This is a genomic window from Domibacillus sp. DTU_2020_1001157_1_SI_ALB_TIR_016 (genome assembly GCF_032341995.1).
In the GTDB taxonomy this organism is placed as follows: Bacteria; Bacillota; Bacilli; order Bacillales; family Domibacillaceae; genus Domibacillus; species Domibacillus indicus_A.
Genome location: NZ_CP135439.1, coordinates 1,659,915 through 1,680,243, shown reverse-complemented (window position 1 = coordinate 1,680,243; position 20,329 = coordinate 1,659,915). Strand labels below are relative to the sequence as shown.

At 46.6% G+C, this 20,329-nt stretch carries 17 protein-coding genes and 2 other annotated features; of the genes, 2 read left to right on the top strand and 15 right to left on the bottom strand.

Annotated features, from left to right (window positions below; genetic code table 11):
• Window positions 1-173: 173 nt before the first annotated feature.
• The gene (gene sda / locus RRU94_RS16425; RefSeq protein WP_315695835.1) at window positions 174-311 is read left to right on the top strand and encodes a sporulation histidine kinase inhibitor Sda; all 138 of its coding nucleotides are present in this window, start codon (window positions 174-176) and stop codon (window positions 309-311) included.
• 40 nt (window positions 312-351) lie between these two features.
• Here sda and odhB read toward each other — a convergent pair whose 3' ends face one another.
• Together odhB and RRU94_RS16415 are read right to left on the bottom strand one after the other, a co-directional pair.
• On the bottom strand, window positions 352-1,608 hold the full coding sequence (gene odhB, locus RRU94_RS16420; RefSeq protein ID WP_315695833.1) for a 2-oxoglutarate dehydrogenase complex dihydrolipoyllysine-residue succinyltransferase: 1,257 nt from the start codon (window positions 1,606-1,608) through the stop codon (window positions 352-354).
• Between the two features lie 72 nt (window positions 1,609-1,680).
• The gene (locus tag RRU94_RS16415) at window positions 1,681-4,500 is read right to left on the bottom strand and encodes a 2-oxoglutarate dehydrogenase E1 component (protein ID WP_315695831.1); all 2,820 of its coding nucleotides are present in this window, start codon (window positions 4,498-4,500) and stop codon (window positions 1,681-1,683) included.
• A 500-nt stretch (window positions 4,501-5,000) separates the two neighbouring features.
• Between RRU94_RS16415 and RRU94_RS16410 the strand changes: the two genes are divergently transcribed.
• On the top strand, window positions 5,001-5,789 hold the full coding sequence (locus tag RRU94_RS16410) for an ABC transporter ATP-binding protein (protein ID WP_315695829.1): 789 nt from the start codon (window positions 5,001-5,003) through the stop codon (window positions 5,787-5,789).
• Window positions 5,790-5,860: 71 nt separating this feature from the next.
• Here the strand turns inward: RRU94_RS16410 and trpA are convergent, their stop codons facing one another.
• From trpA to RRU94_RS16345, 13 genes are all read right to left on the bottom strand, one after another.
• Entirely contained in the window at window positions 5,861-6,625 is a 765-nt protein-coding gene (trpA, locus tag RRU94_RS16405) for a tryptophan synthase subunit alpha (RefSeq protein WP_315695827.1), read from the bottom strand.
• Window positions 6,622-7,833, bottom strand: a complete 1,212-nt coding sequence (gene trpB / locus RRU94_RS16400; protein WP_315695825.1) for a tryptophan synthase subunit beta — start codon at window positions 7,831-7,833, stop codon at window positions 6,622-6,624. The genes trpA and trpB overlap by 4 nt, the downstream gene beginning before the upstream one ends.
• On the bottom strand, window positions 7,830-8,444 hold the full coding sequence (locus tag RRU94_RS16395; protein ID WP_315695822.1) for a phosphoribosylanthranilate isomerase: 615 nt from the start codon (window positions 8,442-8,444) through the stop codon (window positions 7,830-7,832). The genes trpB and RRU94_RS16395 overlap by 4 nt, the downstream gene beginning before the upstream one ends.
• Window positions 8,445-9,215 carry an indole-3-glycerol phosphate synthase TrpC gene (gene trpC / locus RRU94_RS16390; RefSeq protein WP_315695820.1) on the bottom strand — a complete coding sequence of 257 codons (771 nt, stop codon included), beginning with the start codon at window positions 9,213-9,215 and terminating at the stop codon, window positions 8,445-8,447.
• Complete coding sequence (locus RRU94_RS16385) at window positions 9,212-10,828, bottom strand: bifunctional anthranilate synthase component II/anthranilate phosphoribosyltransferase (protein ID WP_315695818.1); 1,617 nt, start codon at window positions 10,826-10,828, stop codon at window positions 9,212-9,214. Before RRU94_RS16385 ends, trpC begins: the two co-directional genes overlap by 4 nt.
• Entirely contained in the window at window positions 10,825-12,219 is a 1,395-nt protein-coding gene (gene trpE / locus RRU94_RS16380; protein WP_315695816.1) for an anthranilate synthase component I, read from the bottom strand. Before trpE ends, RRU94_RS16385 begins: the two co-directional genes overlap by 4 nt.
• A gap of 51 nt (window positions 12,220-12,270) precedes the next feature.
• Window positions 12,271-12,478 (bottom strand) — a binding site (T-box leader).
• 25 nt (window positions 12,479-12,503) lie between these two features.
• Window positions 12,504-12,737, bottom strand: a binding site (T-box leader).
• A 40-nt stretch (window positions 12,738-12,777) separates the two neighbouring features.
• Window positions 12,778-13,446 carry a GNAT family N-acetyltransferase gene (locus RRU94_RS16375; RefSeq protein WP_315695814.1) on the bottom strand — a complete coding sequence of 223 codons (669 nt, stop codon included), beginning with the start codon at window positions 13,444-13,446 and terminating at the stop codon, window positions 12,778-12,780.
• The gene (locus tag RRU94_RS16370; protein ID WP_315695812.1) at window positions 13,443-14,312 is read right to left on the bottom strand and encodes a carbon-nitrogen hydrolase family protein; all 870 of its coding nucleotides are present in this window, start codon (window positions 14,310-14,312) and stop codon (window positions 13,443-13,445) included. Before RRU94_RS16370 ends, RRU94_RS16375 begins: the two co-directional genes overlap by 4 nt.
• Window positions 14,313-14,539: 227 nt before the next feature.
• Window positions 14,540-15,430 carry a homoserine kinase gene (gene thrB / locus RRU94_RS16365; protein ID WP_315695810.1) on the bottom strand — a complete coding sequence of 297 codons (891 nt, stop codon included), beginning with the start codon at window positions 15,428-15,430 and terminating at the stop codon, window positions 14,540-14,542.
• Window positions 15,427-16,491, bottom strand: a complete 1,065-nt coding sequence (gene thrC, locus RRU94_RS16360; protein ID WP_315695807.1) for a threonine synthase — start codon at window positions 16,489-16,491, stop codon at window positions 15,427-15,429. Before thrC ends, thrB begins: the two co-directional genes overlap by 4 nt.
• Window positions 16,492-16,493: 2 nt before the next feature.
• Window positions 16,494-17,792, bottom strand: coding sequence for a homoserine dehydrogenase (locus RRU94_RS16355; RefSeq protein ID WP_315695805.1), 1,299 nt, complete (start codon window positions 17,790-17,792; stop codon window positions 16,494-16,496).
• 178 nt (window positions 17,793-17,970) lie between these two features.
• Window positions 17,971-19,461: a polysaccharide lyase domain-containing protein gene (locus RRU94_RS16350; RefSeq protein ID WP_315695802.1), complete on the bottom strand. Its 1,491-nt coding sequence runs from the start codon at window positions 19,459-19,461 to the stop codon at window positions 17,971-17,973.
• Between the two features lie 40 nt (window positions 19,462-19,501).
• Window positions 19,502-20,251 (bottom strand): NRDE family protein, encoded by a 750-nt coding sequence (locus RRU94_RS16345; RefSeq protein ID WP_315695800.1) that lies wholly within the window; start codon window positions 20,249-20,251, stop codon window positions 19,502-19,504.
• Window positions 20,252-20,329: the final 78 nt, after the last annotated feature.

The following is a 20,329-nucleotide window of genomic DNA, read 5'->3' as shown; positions in this document are numbered from 1 at the left end:
TGATTTTACTTAAAAATTTTCAAAAACTAGTATATTATTTAGGAATATTATAGCGTTTTTTGTCCTTTGACTGTTATCATTTGCCTTTTATTTTATTGCTAGTATAATAATCAGAAAATAAAGAGAAACTCTTTTCTCTTTATTTAAACACCATATCAAAGGAGGTCATAAAAATGAAAATTATGAGTGACGAGATGCTGGTGGCTGCTTACAGGGATGCATTGAAGCAAGACCGAAACAAATCTGAAATTGAAACATTAAAAACAGAAGTGAATAAGCGAGGCCTTTCTCCTAAACTTGCAAAGAGCTAATAAACAAGAAAAACCCGCAGCAGGCGCTGCGGGTTTTTTCTTATCCTTCAAGAAGAAGGTCTTCTGGATTTTCAATTAACTCTTTAACCATTTTCAAGAATCCAACCGCTTCTTTTCCATCAATAATGCGGTGATCGTATGAAAGAGCCACATACATCATCGGACGGATTTCGACCGCATCACCAATCGCAACCGGGCGTCTTTGAATCGTATGCATACCAAGAATACCCACTTGCGAGCCGTTTAAAATTGGTGTTGATAGAAGGGAACCGAATACACCGCCGTTCGTGATTGTAAACGAACCGCCCTGCAGGTCACCAAGCGCCAGCTTGTTATCGCGTGCTTTCAAGGCCATATCCATAATAGAGCCTTCGATTTCTGCAAAGTTTTTGCGGTCACAGTCACGCACGACCGGTACAACTAAGCCATCGTCTGTTGATACGGCAACGCCGATATCATAAAACTTCTTCAAGACAATTTCGTCTCCGTCAATTTCCGCATTTACATATGGATACTTTTTCAGCCCTGCCACAACTGCTTTTGTAAAGAACGACATAAAGCCCAGGCGAACATCATGATCATCAAAGAATTTGTCTTTTTTACGTTTACGAAGGTCCATAATATTCGTCATATCGATTTCGTTAAACGTTGTCAGCATCGCTGCTGTCTGCTGTACTTCCACCAGGCGTTTTGCAATCGTCTGACGGCGGCGGCTCATGCGCTCGCGCTCAACCGGTTTGCCGTTGTCCTGTGCTTTCGGTGCGGAAGCCGCTTGTTTTTGTGGAGCAGCCTGCTTTGGTGCCGGAGCCGGTGTGTTTTGATGTGATTCTACATCCTGCACGCGTACACGTCCAAGTGGATCAACCGTTTTAACAGCATTTAAATCAATGCCTTTTTCACGGGCAAGCTTACGAGCCGCTGGTGAAGCAACCGTACGGCTTGCTGCTTCCTCCTGTTTTTGAGCAGGCTCTTCTTTTACGATATCTTCTTTTGCTTTCGCCTCTGTTTGAACAGGCGCAGCTTCCGTTTCAGCTGGTGCAGACGTTCCTGCAGAACTGCCCGCTCCTGCTTCCACAATCGCGATTACCTGGCCTACTTCGACCGTGTCGCCTTCTGCCGCTTGCAATTCTTTGATGGTTCCTGCTTCTTCAGAAATAACTTCTACATTGACTTTGTCCGTTTCAAGCTCAACAATATATTCGCCTTTTTCAACGTAATCACCCGGTTGTTTCAGCCATTGCGCAATTGTACCTTCTGTAATTGATTCTGCTAGTTCAGGAACTCTAATTTCAGCCACGATAAAATCCTCCTCAGTAATTTCCATGTCGTTTTATGTACATTTCCGGCTCCAGAGTGGAGCCGGTTATTTTTACTGTTCTTTCGTTAATACAGTACGCAGAATACGAGCTTGTTCTTTCTTGTGAACAATCGCATCGCCTTCTGATGGACTAGAACGGCGGCGGCGGCCTACGTAACGGACAGTTGCGCCTTCTGGAACTGTATCACGCAGTCTTGGATCCATATATGTCCACGCACCCATATTTTGCGGTTCTTCTTGAAGCCAGATGACTTCTTTTACATTCGGGAAGCGTTCGAGAATAGCTGTAATTTCTTCTTTCGGGAACGGATATAACTCTTCTACCCGTAATACGTGAAGCCAATCAAGATTTTCTTCTGACTTCTCGATCTGCTCAGCAAGGTCAATAGACACTTTCCCGCTGCAAAGCACAATGCGCTCTACTTTCTTCGGCTTGCTGCCTGTTCTCGGCTCTTCCACAATAATGTTGAAGTTTCCGTTTGAAAACTCGGAAGCTTTAGATGCAGCCAGCGGATGACGAAGCAAGCTTTTCGGTGTCATAATAACAAGCGGGCGAACTTCCTCTTTTTGCAGGATGGAAGCCTGACGGCGCAAAATATGGAAATATTGAGCCGTTGATGACAAATTCGCTACCGTCCAGTTGTTTTCAGCTGCAGACTGCAGGAAGCGCTCGATGCGGCCGCTTGAATGCTCAGGTCCCTGGCCTTCATAGCCATGCGGCAGAAGCATAACCAAGCCTGATTTTTGCCCCCATTTCGCCCGTCCTGAGGAAACAAACTGATCGAACATTACCTGGGCCATATTGGCAAAATCTCCAAACTGTGCTTCCCAAAGAACGAGTGTTTCCGGAGAAAATACGTTATAGCCATATTCAAATCCGACAACAGCTGTTTCTGTTAAAGGCGAGTTAATGACATCAAATGAAGCGGATACGTTGCTTAAACCATGCAGCGTATTGTATTCTTTGCCATCGTTTTCATCATGCAAAACAAGATTACGGTGCGCAAATGTTCCGCGCTGTGAATCTTGACCTGTTAGTCTGATCGGTGTGCCTTCTTTTAGGATAGAAGCAAATGCCAGTGTTTCAGCATGACCCCAGTCAACCTGGCCGTCTTCCACAAACAGCTGCTCACGGCGTTTTAAAATACGCTCAAGCTTTTTAAACGGCTGGAATCCTTCCGGCCATTGAAGGAGCTCTTGATTGATCGCTTTTAAGTCTTCTTCACTTACACCTGTTTTATGGCACGGCAGGTCCTGCTCCACGACTTGCGGCGGATTCATAATAATATCCGGATTATCGTCTTTTTTAGGAACCGTTTCAAACAGGTCTTTCAGCTTTTGCTCGTTTTCTTTATACACTTCATCTGCGTACCCGTTTTCAATAACTCCGCGGTCAGCGAGTTTTTGTGCATACAGTTCACGAACTGTTTTATGTTTATGAATAATATTGTACATGTTTGGATTTGTTGTCATCGGCTCATCCATTTCGTTATGGCCGAAACGACGATATCCAATCAAGTCAATTACAAAGTCTTTGCCGAAGCGTGACCGGTAGTTGACCGCCATAAATGCCGCAGCCACACATGCTTCCGGGTCGTCCGCGTTCACGTGGACGATTGGCACTTCAAAGCCTTTGGCTACATCGGACGCATACCGTGTAGAACGTGAATCATAGCTTTCCGTTGTGAAGCCGATCATATTATTCGCAATAATATGAATCGATCCGCCCGTTTTATAGCCGTTAATCTGGCTCATATTAAACGTTTCGCCGACAATTCCCTGTCCAGGGAATGCTGCGTCTCCGTGGATGATAATAGACATCGCTTTAGAAACATCTAACGCTGGTTTTCCTTTTTGTGTACGGTCTTCCTGTGCGGCGCGTGTATAACCGGCGACAATTGGACTAACTACCTCAAGGTGGCTCGGATTGTTCGCAAGGGTAATACGTGCTGTTTGTGTATCTTCTTCTTTATAGCTGCGGTCTGCACCAAGGTGATACTTTACGTCACCTGTCCAGCCGTAATAGTTCATTTTCATAGAACCAAGAGGCAGCATTTTTTTGCTTGGTGCGTGAGCAAATTCCGCAAAAATCATTTCGTATGGTTTGCCGAGAATGTGGGCAAGTACGTTTAAGCGGCCGCGGTGAGCCATCCCGATATTAATCGTTTGGGCGCCTTTTACAGCCGAATGGTGAACAAGCTCATCTAAAAGCGGCACCATGGCATCTAAGCCTTCAATAGAAAAGCGCTTTTGGCCGACAAATGTTTTATGAATGAATTTCTCAAATCCTTCAACCTGTGTAAGACGTTTTAACAGCTTTTTCTTGTCACTGTCTGTAAACGTCGGATAGTAATCTGTCGATTCAATTTGCTGGCGAAGCCATTGTTTTTCTTCCAGATCATGTACTTGTGCAAATTCAAAAGCAACTTTATCTGTGTACACTTTTTTCAAGTGCATAATGGCGTCATATCCGTTTTGAACGTGTGCCGGAGCGCCTGGACAAATATACTCTACCGGTATTTGGCGAAGATCTGCTTCTGTGAGCTCATATGTTTCAAGATCAATACGACGTGTGTCTTTTTTGCTGTCATCAAGCGGATTAATGTCTGCTGCCAAATGACCATAAATGCGAATGCTGTCTGCAAGCTTCACGGCACGAAACAGCTTATCAAGATCACCCGCTGATGTGGTATGCTGCGCTGTATTTCCAGTTAACGACTCCGGGGGACCCCATTGATCAAATAACTGGCGCAGCTCCTGGTCGATTGCATCTGGATCGGCCAAGTATTGTTCGTACACTTCCATTACATACCCAAGGTTTGGACCCGAAAAGTTTTTCCACGGGTTTCCCTGGCTAATCTGCATGTTCATACTGAAAAACCTCCACTTGTTGCCCATTTGATTTTCGTGTATACGTTCGCTTTTACCAAAATATGTACAAAAAAATCTAAAAACGCTTTCAGAACATCCTTACCACTCTGAATGCAATTTAAACGAAAAAGGCTGATTTTGTTGACAAGTTCCAGTTGATTGGAGACTGCCTTTTTCAAGTACAATCTTACTACTGTTTTTTCAAAAAACCAAGCTTTTTTGCAAATTTACTTAATTATTTTTCATATTTTATGAAAACGCTCCAAAAGGCGCCGTTATGCGGTTTTTTTCACCTCAAACCGATAAAAAAGTGTTATAGAATCCCCTCTGTTCATTAGTGAAATCTTATACTAAAATCCTTTCATTTTCGGCATTAATTCGATGCCAAAACAGCATATCAAAGTATCTTGAAAATCCCTGTATGAGATAACCGGTTTTCTTCTTTTACCGTTTATAGCATCCATTTTTTTCTGTTACAATAAAAGCGGGAGTGATACATAATGACAGAATTAATTTCATATGAGCAAGTGCGCTTCGTCCGGCAGGACAAGGTCATTTTAAACCATGTAAACTGGACCGTAAAAGAGGGTGAGCATTGGGCTGTTTTAGGGTTAAATGGATCAGGCAAGTCAACAATGCTGAATATGATGGGCGGGTATGAATTTCCTACAAGCGGCACGATTCGGGTTTTTGGTCACGAATATGGGCGTTATAACTGGGAGTATGTGAAAAAGCGCCTTGGCTTTGTCGGCAATACATTAAACCGTTTTTTAGAAACGCTGAATACGGAGAGTGCCCGGGAGATTGTCGTAAGCGGCCGTTTTAATTCGATTGGCCTTTATGAAAAAACAGAAGCCGCGGATTGGGAAAAAGCGGATGAACTGCTGGCATCGCTTCGTTTATCTTATTTAGCGGACAAGCCGTACCGGTTTATGTCCCAGGGAGAACAGCGGCGGGTGCTTATTGCCCGTGCTTTTATGGCTGAACCTGATGCCATGATTTTAGATGAGCCATGCTCCGGCCTGGATGTAAGAGCACGCGAAGAGCTGCTCACGGCACTCGAACAACAGGCCGGCCGGCACAAGACGTCTCTTTTATACGTTACACATCATATTGAGGAAATTTTCCCGGCTATTACACACGTTGCCGTTTTAAAAGAAGGAAGAATGCTCGCAGCAGGCGAGAAAAAAAGTGTGCTCACCAGCCCTATCCTTTCTGAAGCATTCGGCCTGCCGGTTGAGCTTGAATGGCAGAACGAGCGATGCTGGCTGAAAGTGCTGTCCAATTAAAAAAACCACCCTTTTTCGGAGGAAAAAGGGCGGTTTTTGATTGCTTGCTGTCCTGCTTTTAAAAAAGGGGGTTAAGGAATAAGCTGTTTGATTTCCTCGCCTTTTCCTTCATGAAGCAGCTGGACAATTTTACTGCCGACGATGACACCGCCGCATGCTGCGCCCAGCTCTTCTGCTTGTTCTTTTGATGATACACCAAATCCGGCCAGAACCGGGACAGGGCTTTGCTCCGCAATACGGGACAGATGAACACTGAGATCGTCTGCAAAGCCGGCACGTGCGCCGGTAATGCCATTAACGGTGACCGCGTAAATAAACCCTTCTGCATCTTTCACCGTTTGGGCGATGCGCTCGTCGGAGCTGGTTAGTGTCACAAAGCGGATCATCGCGATGTCCCGCTTCGCCAGCGGCTCCCGAAACTCCGCTTCTTCCTCCATTGGCACGTCCGGAATAATCACGCCGGATACACCTGCTTGTTCACACAATTGGGCAAAACGCTCTGCCCCTACTTTAAACACTGGATTTGCATAGGTCATAATCACAATCGGTACGCTGATTTCTTCTTTAAAAGAAGCAAGCTCTCCCAAAATTTGAGTAAGGGTGACTTTTTCTTTGAGCGCCCGCTTGCCGGCTTCCTGAATAACAGGGCCGTCAGCGACAGGATCGGAGAACGGTATACCCAGCTCAATCACGGTTACGCCGGACTTCTCTAAAAGCAAAATGGTGTTCTTTAGTGTGTGAAGCCCGCCATCACCCGCCATAATGTAAGCGGTGAATGCTTTTTTCCCTTCTTGCTCTACTTTTTGAAATGCTTCGGCCATTTTAAACTTGGTCATGCCTGCTTGCCCTCTCTTTCAAACCGCTCTTTAATTTGCGCCACGTCTTTGTCGCCGCGGCCGGATAAACAAATGGCAATAATCTCGTCTTGATTCATTTTCGGTGCAAGCTTCAGGGCGTACGCAATCGCATGAGAGCTTTCAAGTGCCGGGATAATGCCTTCTGTTTTTGTCAGTGCTTTAAATCCTTCAAGTGCTTCTTCATCGGTAATATGTTCATAGATGACCCGTCCGGAATCTTTTAAAAAGCTGTGTTCCGGTCCAACACCCGGATAATCAAGACCGGCTGAAATCGAATGAGCTTCTTGAATTTGGCCCGCTTCATCCTGCAGCAAATACATTTTACTGCCATGCAGGACGCCGACGCTGCCCATTGTCATAGATGCGGCATGCTTGTCTGTATCGATTCCGCTGCCGGATGCTTCAACACCGTACATTTTCACGCTTTTATCTTCAATAAATGGATAGAACATACCCATCGCGTTGCTGCCGCCGCCAATGCAGGCTACAACAGCATCCGGAAGACGTCCTTCTTTTTCCTGCAGCTGTTTTTTTGTTTCCTGCCCAATGACCGCCTGGAAATCACGCACAATCTGCGGGAATGGATGCGGACCCAGCACGGATCCCATAATGTAATGGGTATCTTCAACGTTCGTTACCCAGTAGCGAAGCGCTTCATTAACAGCATCTTTCAGCGTGCCGCTTCCCTGGGAAACACTTTCAACGCGCGCCCCAAGAAGCTCCATTCGGAACACGTTTAGCTCCTGGCGGCGGATGTCTTCTTCCCCCATAAAAATGACGCACTCGAGGTTTAAAAGCGCACATACAGTTGCTGTTGCGACTCCGTGCTGGCCGGCACCGGTTTCGGCTACGACTTTTTTCTTGCCCATTCTTACAGCAAGCAAGGCTTGTCCGATGGTGTTATTGATTTTGTGGGCGCCTGTATGATTTAAATCTTCCCGCTTTAAATAGATTTTCGCGCCGCCTGCTGCTTTCGTTAGGTTTTCGGCAAAATAAAGCGGATTTTCGCGCCCGACATAGTCGGTTAAATAGCGGTTCAGCTCGGATAAAAACGTTTCGTCTTTCATCGCTGACTGATAAGCTTCCTCTAATTCTTTTACGGCACGCATAAGAGATTCCGGTACGTACCGGCCTCCATATTCTCCAAAATGCCCTTTTTCATCCGGCTGGTTATATACTTTACTCATGATTGATGGGCTCCTTTCGCACGCTCTACAAATTGAAATATTTTTGTTTCATCTTTTCGTCCATCGGTTTCGACCCCGCTTGATATATCAACAGCAAATGGACCGACCGACTGGACCGCTTCCTCAATATTATCAGGATGCAGACCGCCTGCCAAAATCAAGCGGGATTTGTCTACACCTGGATTCTCTAAAATGGACCAGTCAAACGTCCGGCCGCTTCCGCCCCGAAACGCAGCGGGCGGGCTGTCGACTAAAATATAATCGGCCGGGAAGGCAAACATCTCTTCAAAGGAAAGATCGTCTTTGGCGGAAAAAGCTTTAATGACGGGCACCGGCATCCGGCGCGCAAATTCCGCTGTCTCATCGCCATGCAGCTGCACATAATCAAGTCCAACTTCTTCGACAATCGAGCGAATTGTTTCTTCAGATTCATTTACAAAAACGCCGACTTTCTTTACATCCGAGCCTACTGCTTCTGCAAGCTGGCGCGCAAATTCGGAAGGAATTTTCCGGCTGCTTTCTGCAAAAACAAAGCCGATCATGTCCGCACCCGCTTCCCTGGCCCAGCTTGCTGCTTCAAATGATTGAATGCCGCAAATTTTTACGTTCATTTACAGCCCCACTTTCAATGAACGGACCGTTTCCCCAACATTACCCGCTCTCATTAACGTTTCCCCTACAAGCAAGGCACGCGCTCCCGCTTCTTTCATGCGGACCGCATCATCCGCTGTTTGAATGCCGCTTTCGGAAACAAAAAAGGCGTTTTCCCGTCCATATGAACGAAGCAGCCGCTCTGTCACGGCCAAATCAATATCGAATGTTTTTAAATTCCGGTTGTTAATCCCAATCAAGTTTGCGCCAAGGCGGAGCGCCCGTTCCATTTCCACTTCATCGTGTACTTCTACAAGCACATCAAGCGATTTTTCCTTTGCGTGTGTGTACAGACGCTTCATATCATCGTCTTCAAGCGCCGCTGCAATCAATAAAATAATATCCCCGCCTGATGCAAAAGCACGGTCGATCTGGATAGGGTCAATGATAAAGTCTTTGTTCAGCACAGGAATTTCAACACTTGCTTTTACCGCTTCTAAATCGTTCATCGTTCCTTTGAAAAAGGGCGTATCCGTTAAAACCGAGACAGCATCTGCACCGTTTTCGGCATAAATAGATGCTTGTTGGACGGGATCCACACCGATATTTATATCCCCCTTTGAAGGCGATGCTCTTTTCACTTCCGCGATCAATGCCATTGTTTTGGAAGCGGCAATTCGTTCGTAAAACGAAACCGGCTTCCGGTCCGCCCCGTAGGACAGACCAGCGGTTTTCAGCAGGGTCACTTCTTCTCTTTTTTTATCAATAATTTTATCTAAAATGGTTGTCATCCGAACACCGCTTCTTTCTGTCTGGATTTCGAGTAGTTAACAAGGTAGTTCAGCTTTGAGAGTGCAGCGCCCGAGTCAATGCTTTCTCTCGCCATATCTACGCCTTCTTTCACCGTTTTCGCTTTTCCGCAGGCAAACAATCCAATGCCAGCATTGAGGAGAACCGTGTCCCGGCAGGCACCCTGTTCTTCTCCTTCTAAAATACGCTTTAAAATTTGTGCATTTTCAACCGCTTCGCCGCCTTTGATTTCATCGAGTGGATAAACAGGCAGGCCGACAGATTCCGGTGTAATAATCATTTTGTTCACCTCGCCGTCCTCAAGCACAACCAGATGGTTTTCCCCTGCTAAAGACGCTTCGTCCATGTAGCCGGCACCGTTCAGCACAACGGCCCGCTTGCGTCCAAGCCGGTTTAATACATCTGCCATCATCTCAAGCATATCACGACGGTAAATACCGAGCAGCTGTGTATCAAGCTGAACCGGATTCGTTAACGGTCCGATCAAGTTGAAAATGGTCGGAATTTTTAAATCGCGCCGTACTTTCATAATCCGTTTCATTTTCGGATGAACGTGCGGGGCAAACAAGAACGTAATCCCGTTTTCATCTAAAAGTTTATCAGTTTCACCCGCTACAAAGTCCAGTGATACGCCAAGGTGCTCAAGCACGTCGGCACTTCCAGTTTTGCTCGATACACTCCGGTTGCCGTGTTTCGCGACTGTGACGCCCGCACCAGCCAGTACGAAAGCGGAAGTCGTCGAAATATTAAAACTTTGAGAGCCGTCGCCCCCCGTTCCGCAGTTGTCCATAACATTTTTCCAGGCGGTCCGGGTGGATACGGCATTTTGGCGAAGCACATGAACCAGTGCAGCAATTTCGTCGACCGTTTCGCCTTTTGCTTTCAGCGCCATTAAAAATGCAGCGATTTCACTGTCAGAAATATCTTCCTGTAAAATTTCTTCAACCGCATCCGTCATTTCATCAAATGAAAGAGACTGGCCTTCTGCAAGCTTGAGTAAATACTTTTTCATATTTTTCTCTTTCCGGTAAGAACGGAAAAATTCAGCAATCAGCTCATCCCCCATTTCTGTGCCGATTGATTCTGGATGGAACTGCAGGCCAAATACCGGATATTCCTTGTGGCGGAGAGCCATAATTTCATTATCATCGACCGATTCCGCGATCACTTCAAGTTTCGGGCTGAGCGTTTTGCGGTCCGCGACTAAAGAATGATACCGCATGACCGGAACCGGGCCCTGTACAGCTGCAAACAACCCTTTTCCTTCGTGGCGGACCATCGAGAGTTTGCCGTGTTTAATTGTTTTTGCCTGAATAATATCCGTTCCAAATGCCGCCGCAATGGCCTGGTGTCCAAGGCAGATCCCGAGTATTGGAATGCGATGGTAAAAAGCATGAACCACCTCAATTGAGATGCCCGCTTCTTCCGGTGTGCCCGGTCCAGGAGAAATGACGATCGCTTCTGGCTCAAGAGCTTCAATTTCATCAATCGTTATTTCATCGTTTCGCACAACCCGGACGTTTTTGCCGATCCTGCTGATTTGCTGATATAGGTTATAAGTAAAAGAGTCATAATTATCAATCAATAAAATCATTTTTGCACCTCCAGTAATGCTTTTGCTTTGTGCATTGTTTCTTCGTATTCGGTTTCCGGCACCGAGTCATATACAATCCCTGCGCCAGCCTGTACGTGCGCTTTGCCGTCTTTAATAACCATTGTACGGATCGCCAGGGCAAAGTCCATGCTGCCAGTTGCGGATAAATAGCCGACTGCACCCGAGTAAACGCCTCGTTTTACCGGCTCCAAATCGTTAATAATCTGCATCGCGCGGATTTTTGGTGCACCACTTACAGTTCCTGCAGGCAGGCAGGCGGTTAAAGCATCAAGCGGATGATAGTCTTCTTTTAATTCGCCCGATACTTCAGACACGATATGCATGACGTGCTTATATCTTTCAATCTTCATATATTTATCGAGTGTAACAGAACCAATTTCAGAAATTTTTCCTACATCGTTACGGCCGAGGTCCACAAGCATACGGTGCTCGGCGATTTCTTTTTCATCTGCGAGCAGCTCTTCTGCCAGGCGCGCATCTTCTTCCGGTGAACTGCCGCGCGGGCGTGTTCCGGCAATTGGATTGGTTGTAACCGTCCGGCTGCTTACCTTTACAAGGCTTTCCGGTGACGTCCCAAGAACGGTATAGCCTTCAAAATCAATATAAAACATATACGGCGACGGATTAGACGTCCGCAGGCGGCGGTAAAGCGTAAACGGATCGCCTTCAAACGGAGAAGATAAGCGTTGAGAAAGAACGACTTGGAAAATGTCTCCGCGAATGATATGCTCCTTCGCCCGCTCAACCATTTGGCAGAAGGTATTCCGCTCAAGGCCCGAGCTGAACATAAGTGCCTGTGTTTCTTGCCTGCTATCCGGCTTTTGGCCGGTATGAATATCGTTGTAGATCGTCTCGATCGCCGTTTCCATTTCTTCTTCTGTCCGGCCGCCGAACAAGTCAACTGCAGCAATCGTTACACGCTGCATCAGGTGATCGTAGACGACAAACGTATCGTAAAACATCATGTGCACATCCGGCATGCCGAGCTCATCTGTTAGCGGCTCGCCAATTTTTTCTTCAAAGAACACCGTATCATAGCCAATGTAGCCGGCTGCTCCTCCGAAGAATGGGAACGGATACGGCTGCTTCTCCTGAACAGGCATAATAGACTTGAGCTTGTCCATAAATTTGCCCGACCCGGTTTCTTTTGTTCCATCTTTTTTGCTCAATTCGTATCCGGCTGCATCCGCTTTGAACTCGGCGATTGGATCTACTGCAATAAAAGAGTAGCGCCCGCTTTCTTCATGTTTAGCTGATGATTCAAACAGCATTTTTTGGGAGCCGGAAAGCAAACGATAAATAGAGATCGGTGTAATCATGTCCCCTTCTATTTCTTTTAGTTTGTAGGCTAGCGTTGTTTGTAAATTCATCTTCCATTCTCCTTTCAAGGCATAAAAAAACTCCATAGATGATCATCATCTATGGAGGACGGTTTCCCGCGGTGCCACCTCTCGTTGAAGCAAATGCTTCCCCTTAAATCCGGTTAACGGCCGGCTGCCGGGCGCTCTACTTTCTCGTTCAAGCTGCCACTCACGGACCCATTCAAGCAGGAGCTTCGTACCGGTTTCCACCATCCCGGCTCTCTTTAACGCGCTTGTCTGCTTTACTTTTTCCGATCAACGTATTTTTATATACAAAAAGGCCCCCTCATCACTAAAAGGACGGGGAGCCGTGGTACCACCTTTATTGGCCGCAAACTGCAGCCCACTTTAACAGCAGAATTCATTTCTGCCTGTTCCTTGTAACGTAAGACGGACGCCGGAGCCTACTCATTATGTTCGGTCCGGAGCTCAGAAGCCCATTCACACTGTTTCCCGCACCGGCTTGCACCAACCGCCGGCTCTCTTTAGCATTTCACAGCGCTACTCTTCTTCTTCAACGCTTTGTTATTTGACTGATTATTATCATAATACAATCAATTTAAAATATCAACCCTTTCGGAAAGGATTTTTCCATTCCATGAGAGCTGCACAGTTTTTGGATTCCTCATCATCCAGGTAATCGCGCAGAACGCCGACCGGCACGCGGCCGGCACGCATTAGAAACGTAACGACTGTGTCATAAATCTCTCCGGAGATGACTTTTTGGAGATACTGCTCCGGAGTGAGCGTATCTGCATAGGGATGATAGCTGGGCATCCGTCCGCCGCCAAGGAGCCGTTCAAGATTTAAGTGAACAACAGTTTGGTACATGGCCTCGACCATTTTTTTCGCGAGGCCCAGCTTTCGAAAGGCAGGCTTGACGCAAATATCGACAACATACAGCGTATTGCCGTCTGGATTATGATTACGGATATATCCATTGTCCGTTACCTCTTCCCACGAATGTGTATCGCCGGGCTCGTATTGAATGATCAATGCGGTCATCGAACCGGCTATCTCTCCTTCAATCTCGACACAAAGTGCTCCTTCTGGAAACAGGTCAACATGATTTTGCAATTGCTCGGTATTCCACCATAGCTCCGGCGGGAATGGCGGCGGAAAAGCCGCTCTTTGCACATCAAGCAGTCCGTTAAAGTCCTGCTTCGTATAATTACGGACGATGGCTTTTATCGGCTTTTTATCCTGAAACGCAAAATATTCCTGGTAGTAGGTCAATCCTGATCCCACCAATCTGGATATAAGTCTGTCCGCCGGTCACGCCATGTAGTAACGGACCCTTTTTTGCGTACTTCGTACAAAAGCGCTAAATCCAGATCAGCTGTAATAATCATATCATCATTCATAATCCCTTCTGCCACAATACCGCCTGGCGGGAATGGAATGTCGTTCGGTGAAATCACGACCGCCTGCCCGACATTCGACCGCATTAAGTCAACCGTTGGCAGTGAGCCGACCGTGCTGGCGCCGACCACATAAATTTGGTTTTCAACCGCCCGGGCGTGGCTCGTATAGCGGACACGGTGAAAACCGTGCATGTCATCTGTACAAGACGGGCAAAAAATCACATCTGCACCCTTCGCTTTTGCCATGCGGACCACTTCAGGAAATTCAATATCATAGCAGGTCAGGATGGCAATCGTTCCTTTTTCCGTTTCGAAAATGCGGAACGTTTCACCCTGCTGCATATTCCAGCCTTCTACTTCAGCCGGTGTAATATGCAATTTCGACTGCATTTGATACGAACCGTCCGGATAAAACAAATACGCCGTATTTTGAATGCCGCCTTTCCATTCTGTTACGTGCGTGCCGCCGATAATATGCACGTCATATTCTTTGGCAAAGCCTGAAAACAGCCGCTCATACCTTTCTGTAAACAGCGGCAGATCGGTAATTTTAAGTGCTTCACCCGTTTTCTCATCGCCGATGGACAAAAGCTGTGTTGTAAAGAACTCCGGAAATAGAATAAATTCCGCTTCAAATTCCATCGCTGTTTTTATGTAGTGTTCGCATTGTTTTGCAAACTCATCAAATGAATCAATGGTGTGCAGGTGATACTGCACGGCTGATACTCTCATTTTCATGCTCGTCGCCCCTTTCGTCTTTTTCTACGGTAGTAGAAACGGGCGTTTTTTGCAAGAAAAAAAGACGGCTCGAAAGCCGTCACAAGTCGGATGTTCAATTCATACTCATAAGAGGGGGTTAATGAGAATGAATCTCAATTTCAATTATAAAGCGTTTTGCAAAAATGTCAACTCCTTTGTCTGCCCTTTTTCATGCAAAAAACCGGCGGAACGCTCCGCCGGTTTTTTTACTGCCACACTGGGCCATTTGCTTCTACATTTAACTGTAAAACATCACAGTCTGAAAACTGCTCCCGGAATGCCGCCGCAATGCTTTCACCTTTGCCGCGCGGAGCAAGTGTCAGTACGGTTGGGCCTGCACCGCTGATCACCGTTGCATAAGCATCCAATGATTTTGCCAGTGTACGTGCCGGATAAAATTCTTTAATGAGTTCGGCCCGGTACGGCTCATGAAAAACATCGCGTTCCATCATGCGCCCGGCTGTTTCGTAATCATGCTGCATAAAAGCCGCGACAAGCATGTTTGAAACCGCGCTCGCCAAAACCGCATCTTTACGGCTGAACGAATCCGGCAGCGCATTACGTGCATCCTCGGTTTTCAGCTCATACGGCGGCACAAGCGCAACCAGGTCTACGTCTGGTGCAGGAAGTGTTAATAGTTCGGCATGCTCGCCAAGAGACACGCCGCATACCATTCCGCCAAACAAAGACGCACCAATATTATCAGGATGCCCTTCAAATTGATCGCCAATGTTTAATTTTTCTTCATCTGATAATCCCAGGTTTGCAAAACGGTCTGCAATTTCAATACCTGCCGCAATCGCTGCTGCACTGCTTCCAAGCCCGCGTGCAAGCGGAATTTCACTTTTCAGCACAGCTTCTACCGGTGTCATCTCGACGCCGCGCAGGGCGGCTGTTTTCTTCGCTACGACCGCAATTAAATGGCGCTCATCTTCCGGAAGACCGGCAAGCAGATCGGATTCGTGGGAAAATGCCCACTCCTCCGCCTGCTTGACGTCCACCGTTAAATAAAGGTTAAAAGCCAGGCCGATCGAGTCAAATCCAGGCCCTAAATTGGCCGTTGATGCCGGCACTTTCAAAGAGCCGGAAAACATCATGCTTCGACCACTCCACGGATAAAGTTGAACACCGCTTCTTCATTGTTTGGCAGAACTGTTGGTTTTTTCTCGATTTGTGAAATCGCTGTTTGCGGATCTTTCAAGCCGTTTCCAGTCAGTACAGCAACAATGTTTGCTCCCTGCTCGATTTCGCCTGATTTTACATGTTTGATGATACCGGCGATAGAAGCATTTGAAGCCGGCTCAGCAAAGATTCCTTCTTCGCGTGTCATCATTTCATACGCTTCTAGAATTTCTGCATCTGTTACAAAATCGATTTTACCGCCAGACTCATCACGCGCTGCTTCTGCAAATTTCCAGCTGGCCGGGTTACCGATACGGATTGCTGTTGCGACTGTTTCCGGCTGTGCAATTGGTGCACCTTGAACGATCGCTGCCGCTCCTTCAGCTTCAAATCCGTGCATGCGTGGAAGGCCTGTGCCGAATTTTTCATTGTATTCTTTAAAGCCTTTCCAGTATGCCGTAATATTGCCGGCATTTCCAACTGGAATCGCTAAAACGTCCGGTGCTTGTCCAAGCTGGTCGCATACTTCAAACGCCGCTGTTTTTTGCCCTTCGATCCGGTATGGGTTTACCGAGTTTACAAGCGTAATTGGTGATTTCTCACTGATACTGCGGACCATCGCCAGTGCTTCATCGAAGTTTCCTTCAATCGCAACAATTTCTGCTCCGTACATCATCGCCTGCGCTAATTTACCAAGAGCAATTTTGCCATCTGGAATAACTACGATTGTTTTCATGCCGGCACGGGATGCATAAGCAGCTGCTGCCGCTGATGTATTCCCTGTTGACGCGCAGATGACCGTGTTGCTTCCTTCTTCTTTTGCTTTGGCTACAGCCATAACCATACCGCGGTCTTTAAAGGAGCCGGTCGGGTTGGCACCTTCTACTTTAACATGAATGTTCACACCTAATTTTTTAGAAATGTTCACAAGCGGAATAAGCGGTGTGTTTCCTTCCATTAATGAAAGTGCCGGTGTATCTTCGGTAACCGGTAAGAATTCTTTGTACTGATGTAATAAACCTTCCCATTTTGCCATGATTATGCTCCTTCTCCTTCAACGCGGTAGAAACTTTCAATTGAACGAACAACCGCCAAATCTTTAATTTGTTCTTGCATTTTTTGATAGCTTTCATCTGATGCTTTATGTGTCACAATCACGATTTCAGCTACACCTTCTTCTTCAAGCGGCAGCTGAAGAATTTTTTCGAAGCTGATGCCGTTAGCTGAAAACAGCTTTGTAAGCTCAGAAAACGCGCCCACTTCATCCTGTACATGAAGACGAACAAAGTATTTCGCAAACTTTTCTTCTGATGATTTCAGCTGCTTTTCAAATTGCGGTACTGTAATGCTTTTTCCGTTTACACCAAGTCTCATGTTGGTAATAACGGCAACCAGGTCACTTACGATTGATGTTGCTGTTGGAAGTCCGCCGGCCCCTGGTCCGTAGAACATCGTTTCACCGACTGCATCTCCGTATACGTAAACGGCATTATATTCATCATTTACCGATGCGAGCGGGTGATTATTTGATAGGAACGTTGGCTGTACGCTCACTTCAGCTCCGCCGTTTTGCTGATCTGCATATCCAATAAGTTTCATTGTGTAGCCCAGTGTCTGGCCGTGCTTTAAATCGCTGTCTGATACTTTTGAGATGCCGCTCACAGCTACGTCTTCAAGTTCAATATCCATTGAGAAAGCAAGGCGTGCCAGAATGGCCATTTTACGTGCGGCATCCAGCCCTTCTACGTCAGAAGTCGGATCTGCTTCTGCAAAGCCAAGATCCTGTGCTTCTTGAAGTGCGGCTTCATAAGACATGCCTTCTTTGTTCATTTTCGTCAGGATAAAGTTCGTTGTACCGTTCACGATTCCCATCATCGTTCTAATTTTATCAGAAGCAAGTCCGTCTGCAAGACCGCGGATAATTGGAATACCGCCGGCTACACTTGCTTCGTAGTAAAAGTCACAGCCGTTTTCAGCCGCTGCTTTCATCAGCTCTGATCCGTACAGCGCGACAAGGTCTTTGTTGGCAGTGACCACGTGTTTTTTCTGATGAAAAGCATCAAGCAGCAATTTTCTCGTTTCATCTACGCCGCCCATTACTTCCACGATCACATCTACGTTCGGATCGTTAATCACTTCATATGGATCAAGTGTGAGGGACTCTTTTGGCAATTCTACTTCACGTTTTTTCTCTACGTTTTTAACCAATACTTTTGTTACTTCAACCGAGCAGCCAACGCGGTGAGCAAGCTGCTCCTGATGATCCTGAATCATCTTGACAACACCTGTGCCGACTGTTCCAAGACCGAGTAATCCTACCTTTACATTCTCCTTCATCCTTAACGTCACCTCAACTATGTATTTTTCTGATGTACATTTGTTTTTGTATAGTAGACATTATATCGGTCTTTCGAGTGGAATACAACCCTCTCTTTTGGAAAATTAAGAGGAATTATTTTTTTAATAAAATAATATTTTCATACTATTCTTATATTATAGAAAACAACCGCTCGTTTCAAGCGGTTGTCGTGTTTTTCGGCGAAGCACTTTTCATATCTACTGCAATCGAGAGCGGGCATGCTCCGCAATTCGCAAAGCGGGCATTCTCTATCGTTACATAATCAGCTCTGTTGTCGCCGCCAAAAACTTTCAGCGCAGCCCCGGCCGTCGCAAAATCACGCATTTCTATATCCCGAATATACACATATTTTGCTTTATATTGAATACCCGCGACAGGCAGATTTTTATAATCATAAGCCGGATCACCGATCGCACGCAGCCCGTTTATCACAACATGATGGTAAGCGGACACAGTTAAAACACGCGGCTTTGATACAGCATACAGCTCTGTGTAAACAGGCCGAATGGAAACGATACGTGTCGCAGTGATAAAGCGAGCTGTTTTAGAATCCGGGTCTTCTGCCGTGTGATGGCCGATATGCCGGAAATTAAATGACCGGTTATCGTTCTCGGACAGGTGGCCGATAATATGAACATTCGCTGCTGCTGAACTTGTTTCATGGGCTTTAATTTCAACACCGCCAAAGCAGCGGGCCGACACATTATTCACGAGCCAGACGGTGCGCGAGCCGTCGTCGACTTCAAAGCCATTCGAATTGGAAACGCCTTTTTTATGACTTCGCCCCGACGGGTCACACATAAAGCAATTAGAGATTAAAATATAGTCACTATGGTGTGTCGTAACCCCGTCATCCCCAAAGCCAGAACCCGTACATCCGTCAATCCAGACAAAACGGCTGCCGCCCCGGGCACGGTGTCCGTCCCCTGAATAATCATATAACGTTGAAGACACATCATAGCAGTGAAGGCCAGGATTGATGGCATCACAATTTCGTATCCAGCCGTAGGCTACATTCGCAAAGGTCACACAGCTTGAGCGGTTATTGCCGCTTGCTGATTTTTCATCCGGATGCAGCCGTTCAAGCGACCAATCGAGCGTCATGCCTTCTATTAATATGTGATGGTTGCCTTTGACATGATTTTCATTTGTGATCACAAAGCTTCTTTTTGGCGCCGTATCCCGCAGCTTTAAAATCGTTTTGCCTGCTCCTGCTCCCTTGACGATGGTGTTGGACGGCACATGCAGTTCATCCACAATGTATGTGCCTTCTGAGAGTTTAACGGTTTTGCCCCCTCCGGCAAGCGCTGCTTGAATGTCTTCTCCCGGCTTTACGTAAACGGTATGGACGGCCCGTTCTTCAAGCACCTGGTATTCCCGGTCTAATACCGGTTTCCAGTCCGGGTAAGCGCCTGTTTCATTAACGAGCGTATGATGCAGCTTCAGCGGCTCTTCACCTCTGGTCCATAACCGTTTGAGCCGGTCGAACAACGATCTTCTTTCTTCTATCGGCTTCCACCCTGCCGCTGAAGCGAAAAAAAGCGCATCTGTTTCCTGGACAACTTCTGACAGCGGGACACCGTTTTTAAAATAAGAGTCAATAAGCTGGGCATTTTTTCTCGGATCATGGTTTCTTTTAAGTGGCATTTCTTTTGTCCTTCCTATTTGAATTTTGCACATTTTGTTATTAGAAAAAATCAAATGTAAAGGTTCGTTCTTCAAATGGCTGCCCCGGTGTAAAGGTCCGTTCTGTCCAAACGGCTCTCTTACAGCTGTTTACTTCAAGAACGGTAGAGCAGCGTGTGCCGTAGTGGGCACTTTCAATAAAAATAGAAGACAGCAGCCGTTCCCACTCGAGAGATATGCCGGTATTTGGAAGGTCTTCGTCTGCTGCTGCCCTTCCATCCTGCAGCATCGAAAACAGCTTCTCTTTACTGTCCATTGATTGGGCCATTTTTTTCTTGATTCTTACGGTTTTCGGCCACGGCGTATTTAAAAAGGCATTGCTGATCGCATGAATCCCCGGAGGCAGCCGAAATGGACGGCTTCCGGATCGGCTGCTGTACACCCATAATGCTTCAGCCGTACCGGCAATCACATTAAAACCCGGATAACGATTTCTTTCCCGGTCAAGTTCTTTCAAAAACAACTCTGCTTCCAGATGGCTTTCTAGAAACGAACGGACAATATGGCCGCGTGACCGCTTTTCGCCCCCGTCTTCCCCCGGGTCGCGGTAATTGGTGAGTGCGCAAAAGCGCCCGGTTTTAGAAATTCCCATCCAGGTCCCGTCCCTTTCTACATCACGGCCGGCCAATATGGGCGCTTCTTCCCACCAATGAGAAGGCAGGGCAGGCCGCCCCCAAAACTCATCCCGGTTTGCTGCTACAACCAGTGGTTTATCCCTGTTCACCTGATGAGCAATGGCAATTAAACACATGCACTTTCCTCATTTCCTTTTTCTTCATTATACGCAGGAGTGTTACAATAGAACAAACAAGGAAAGAAACGGATGTGA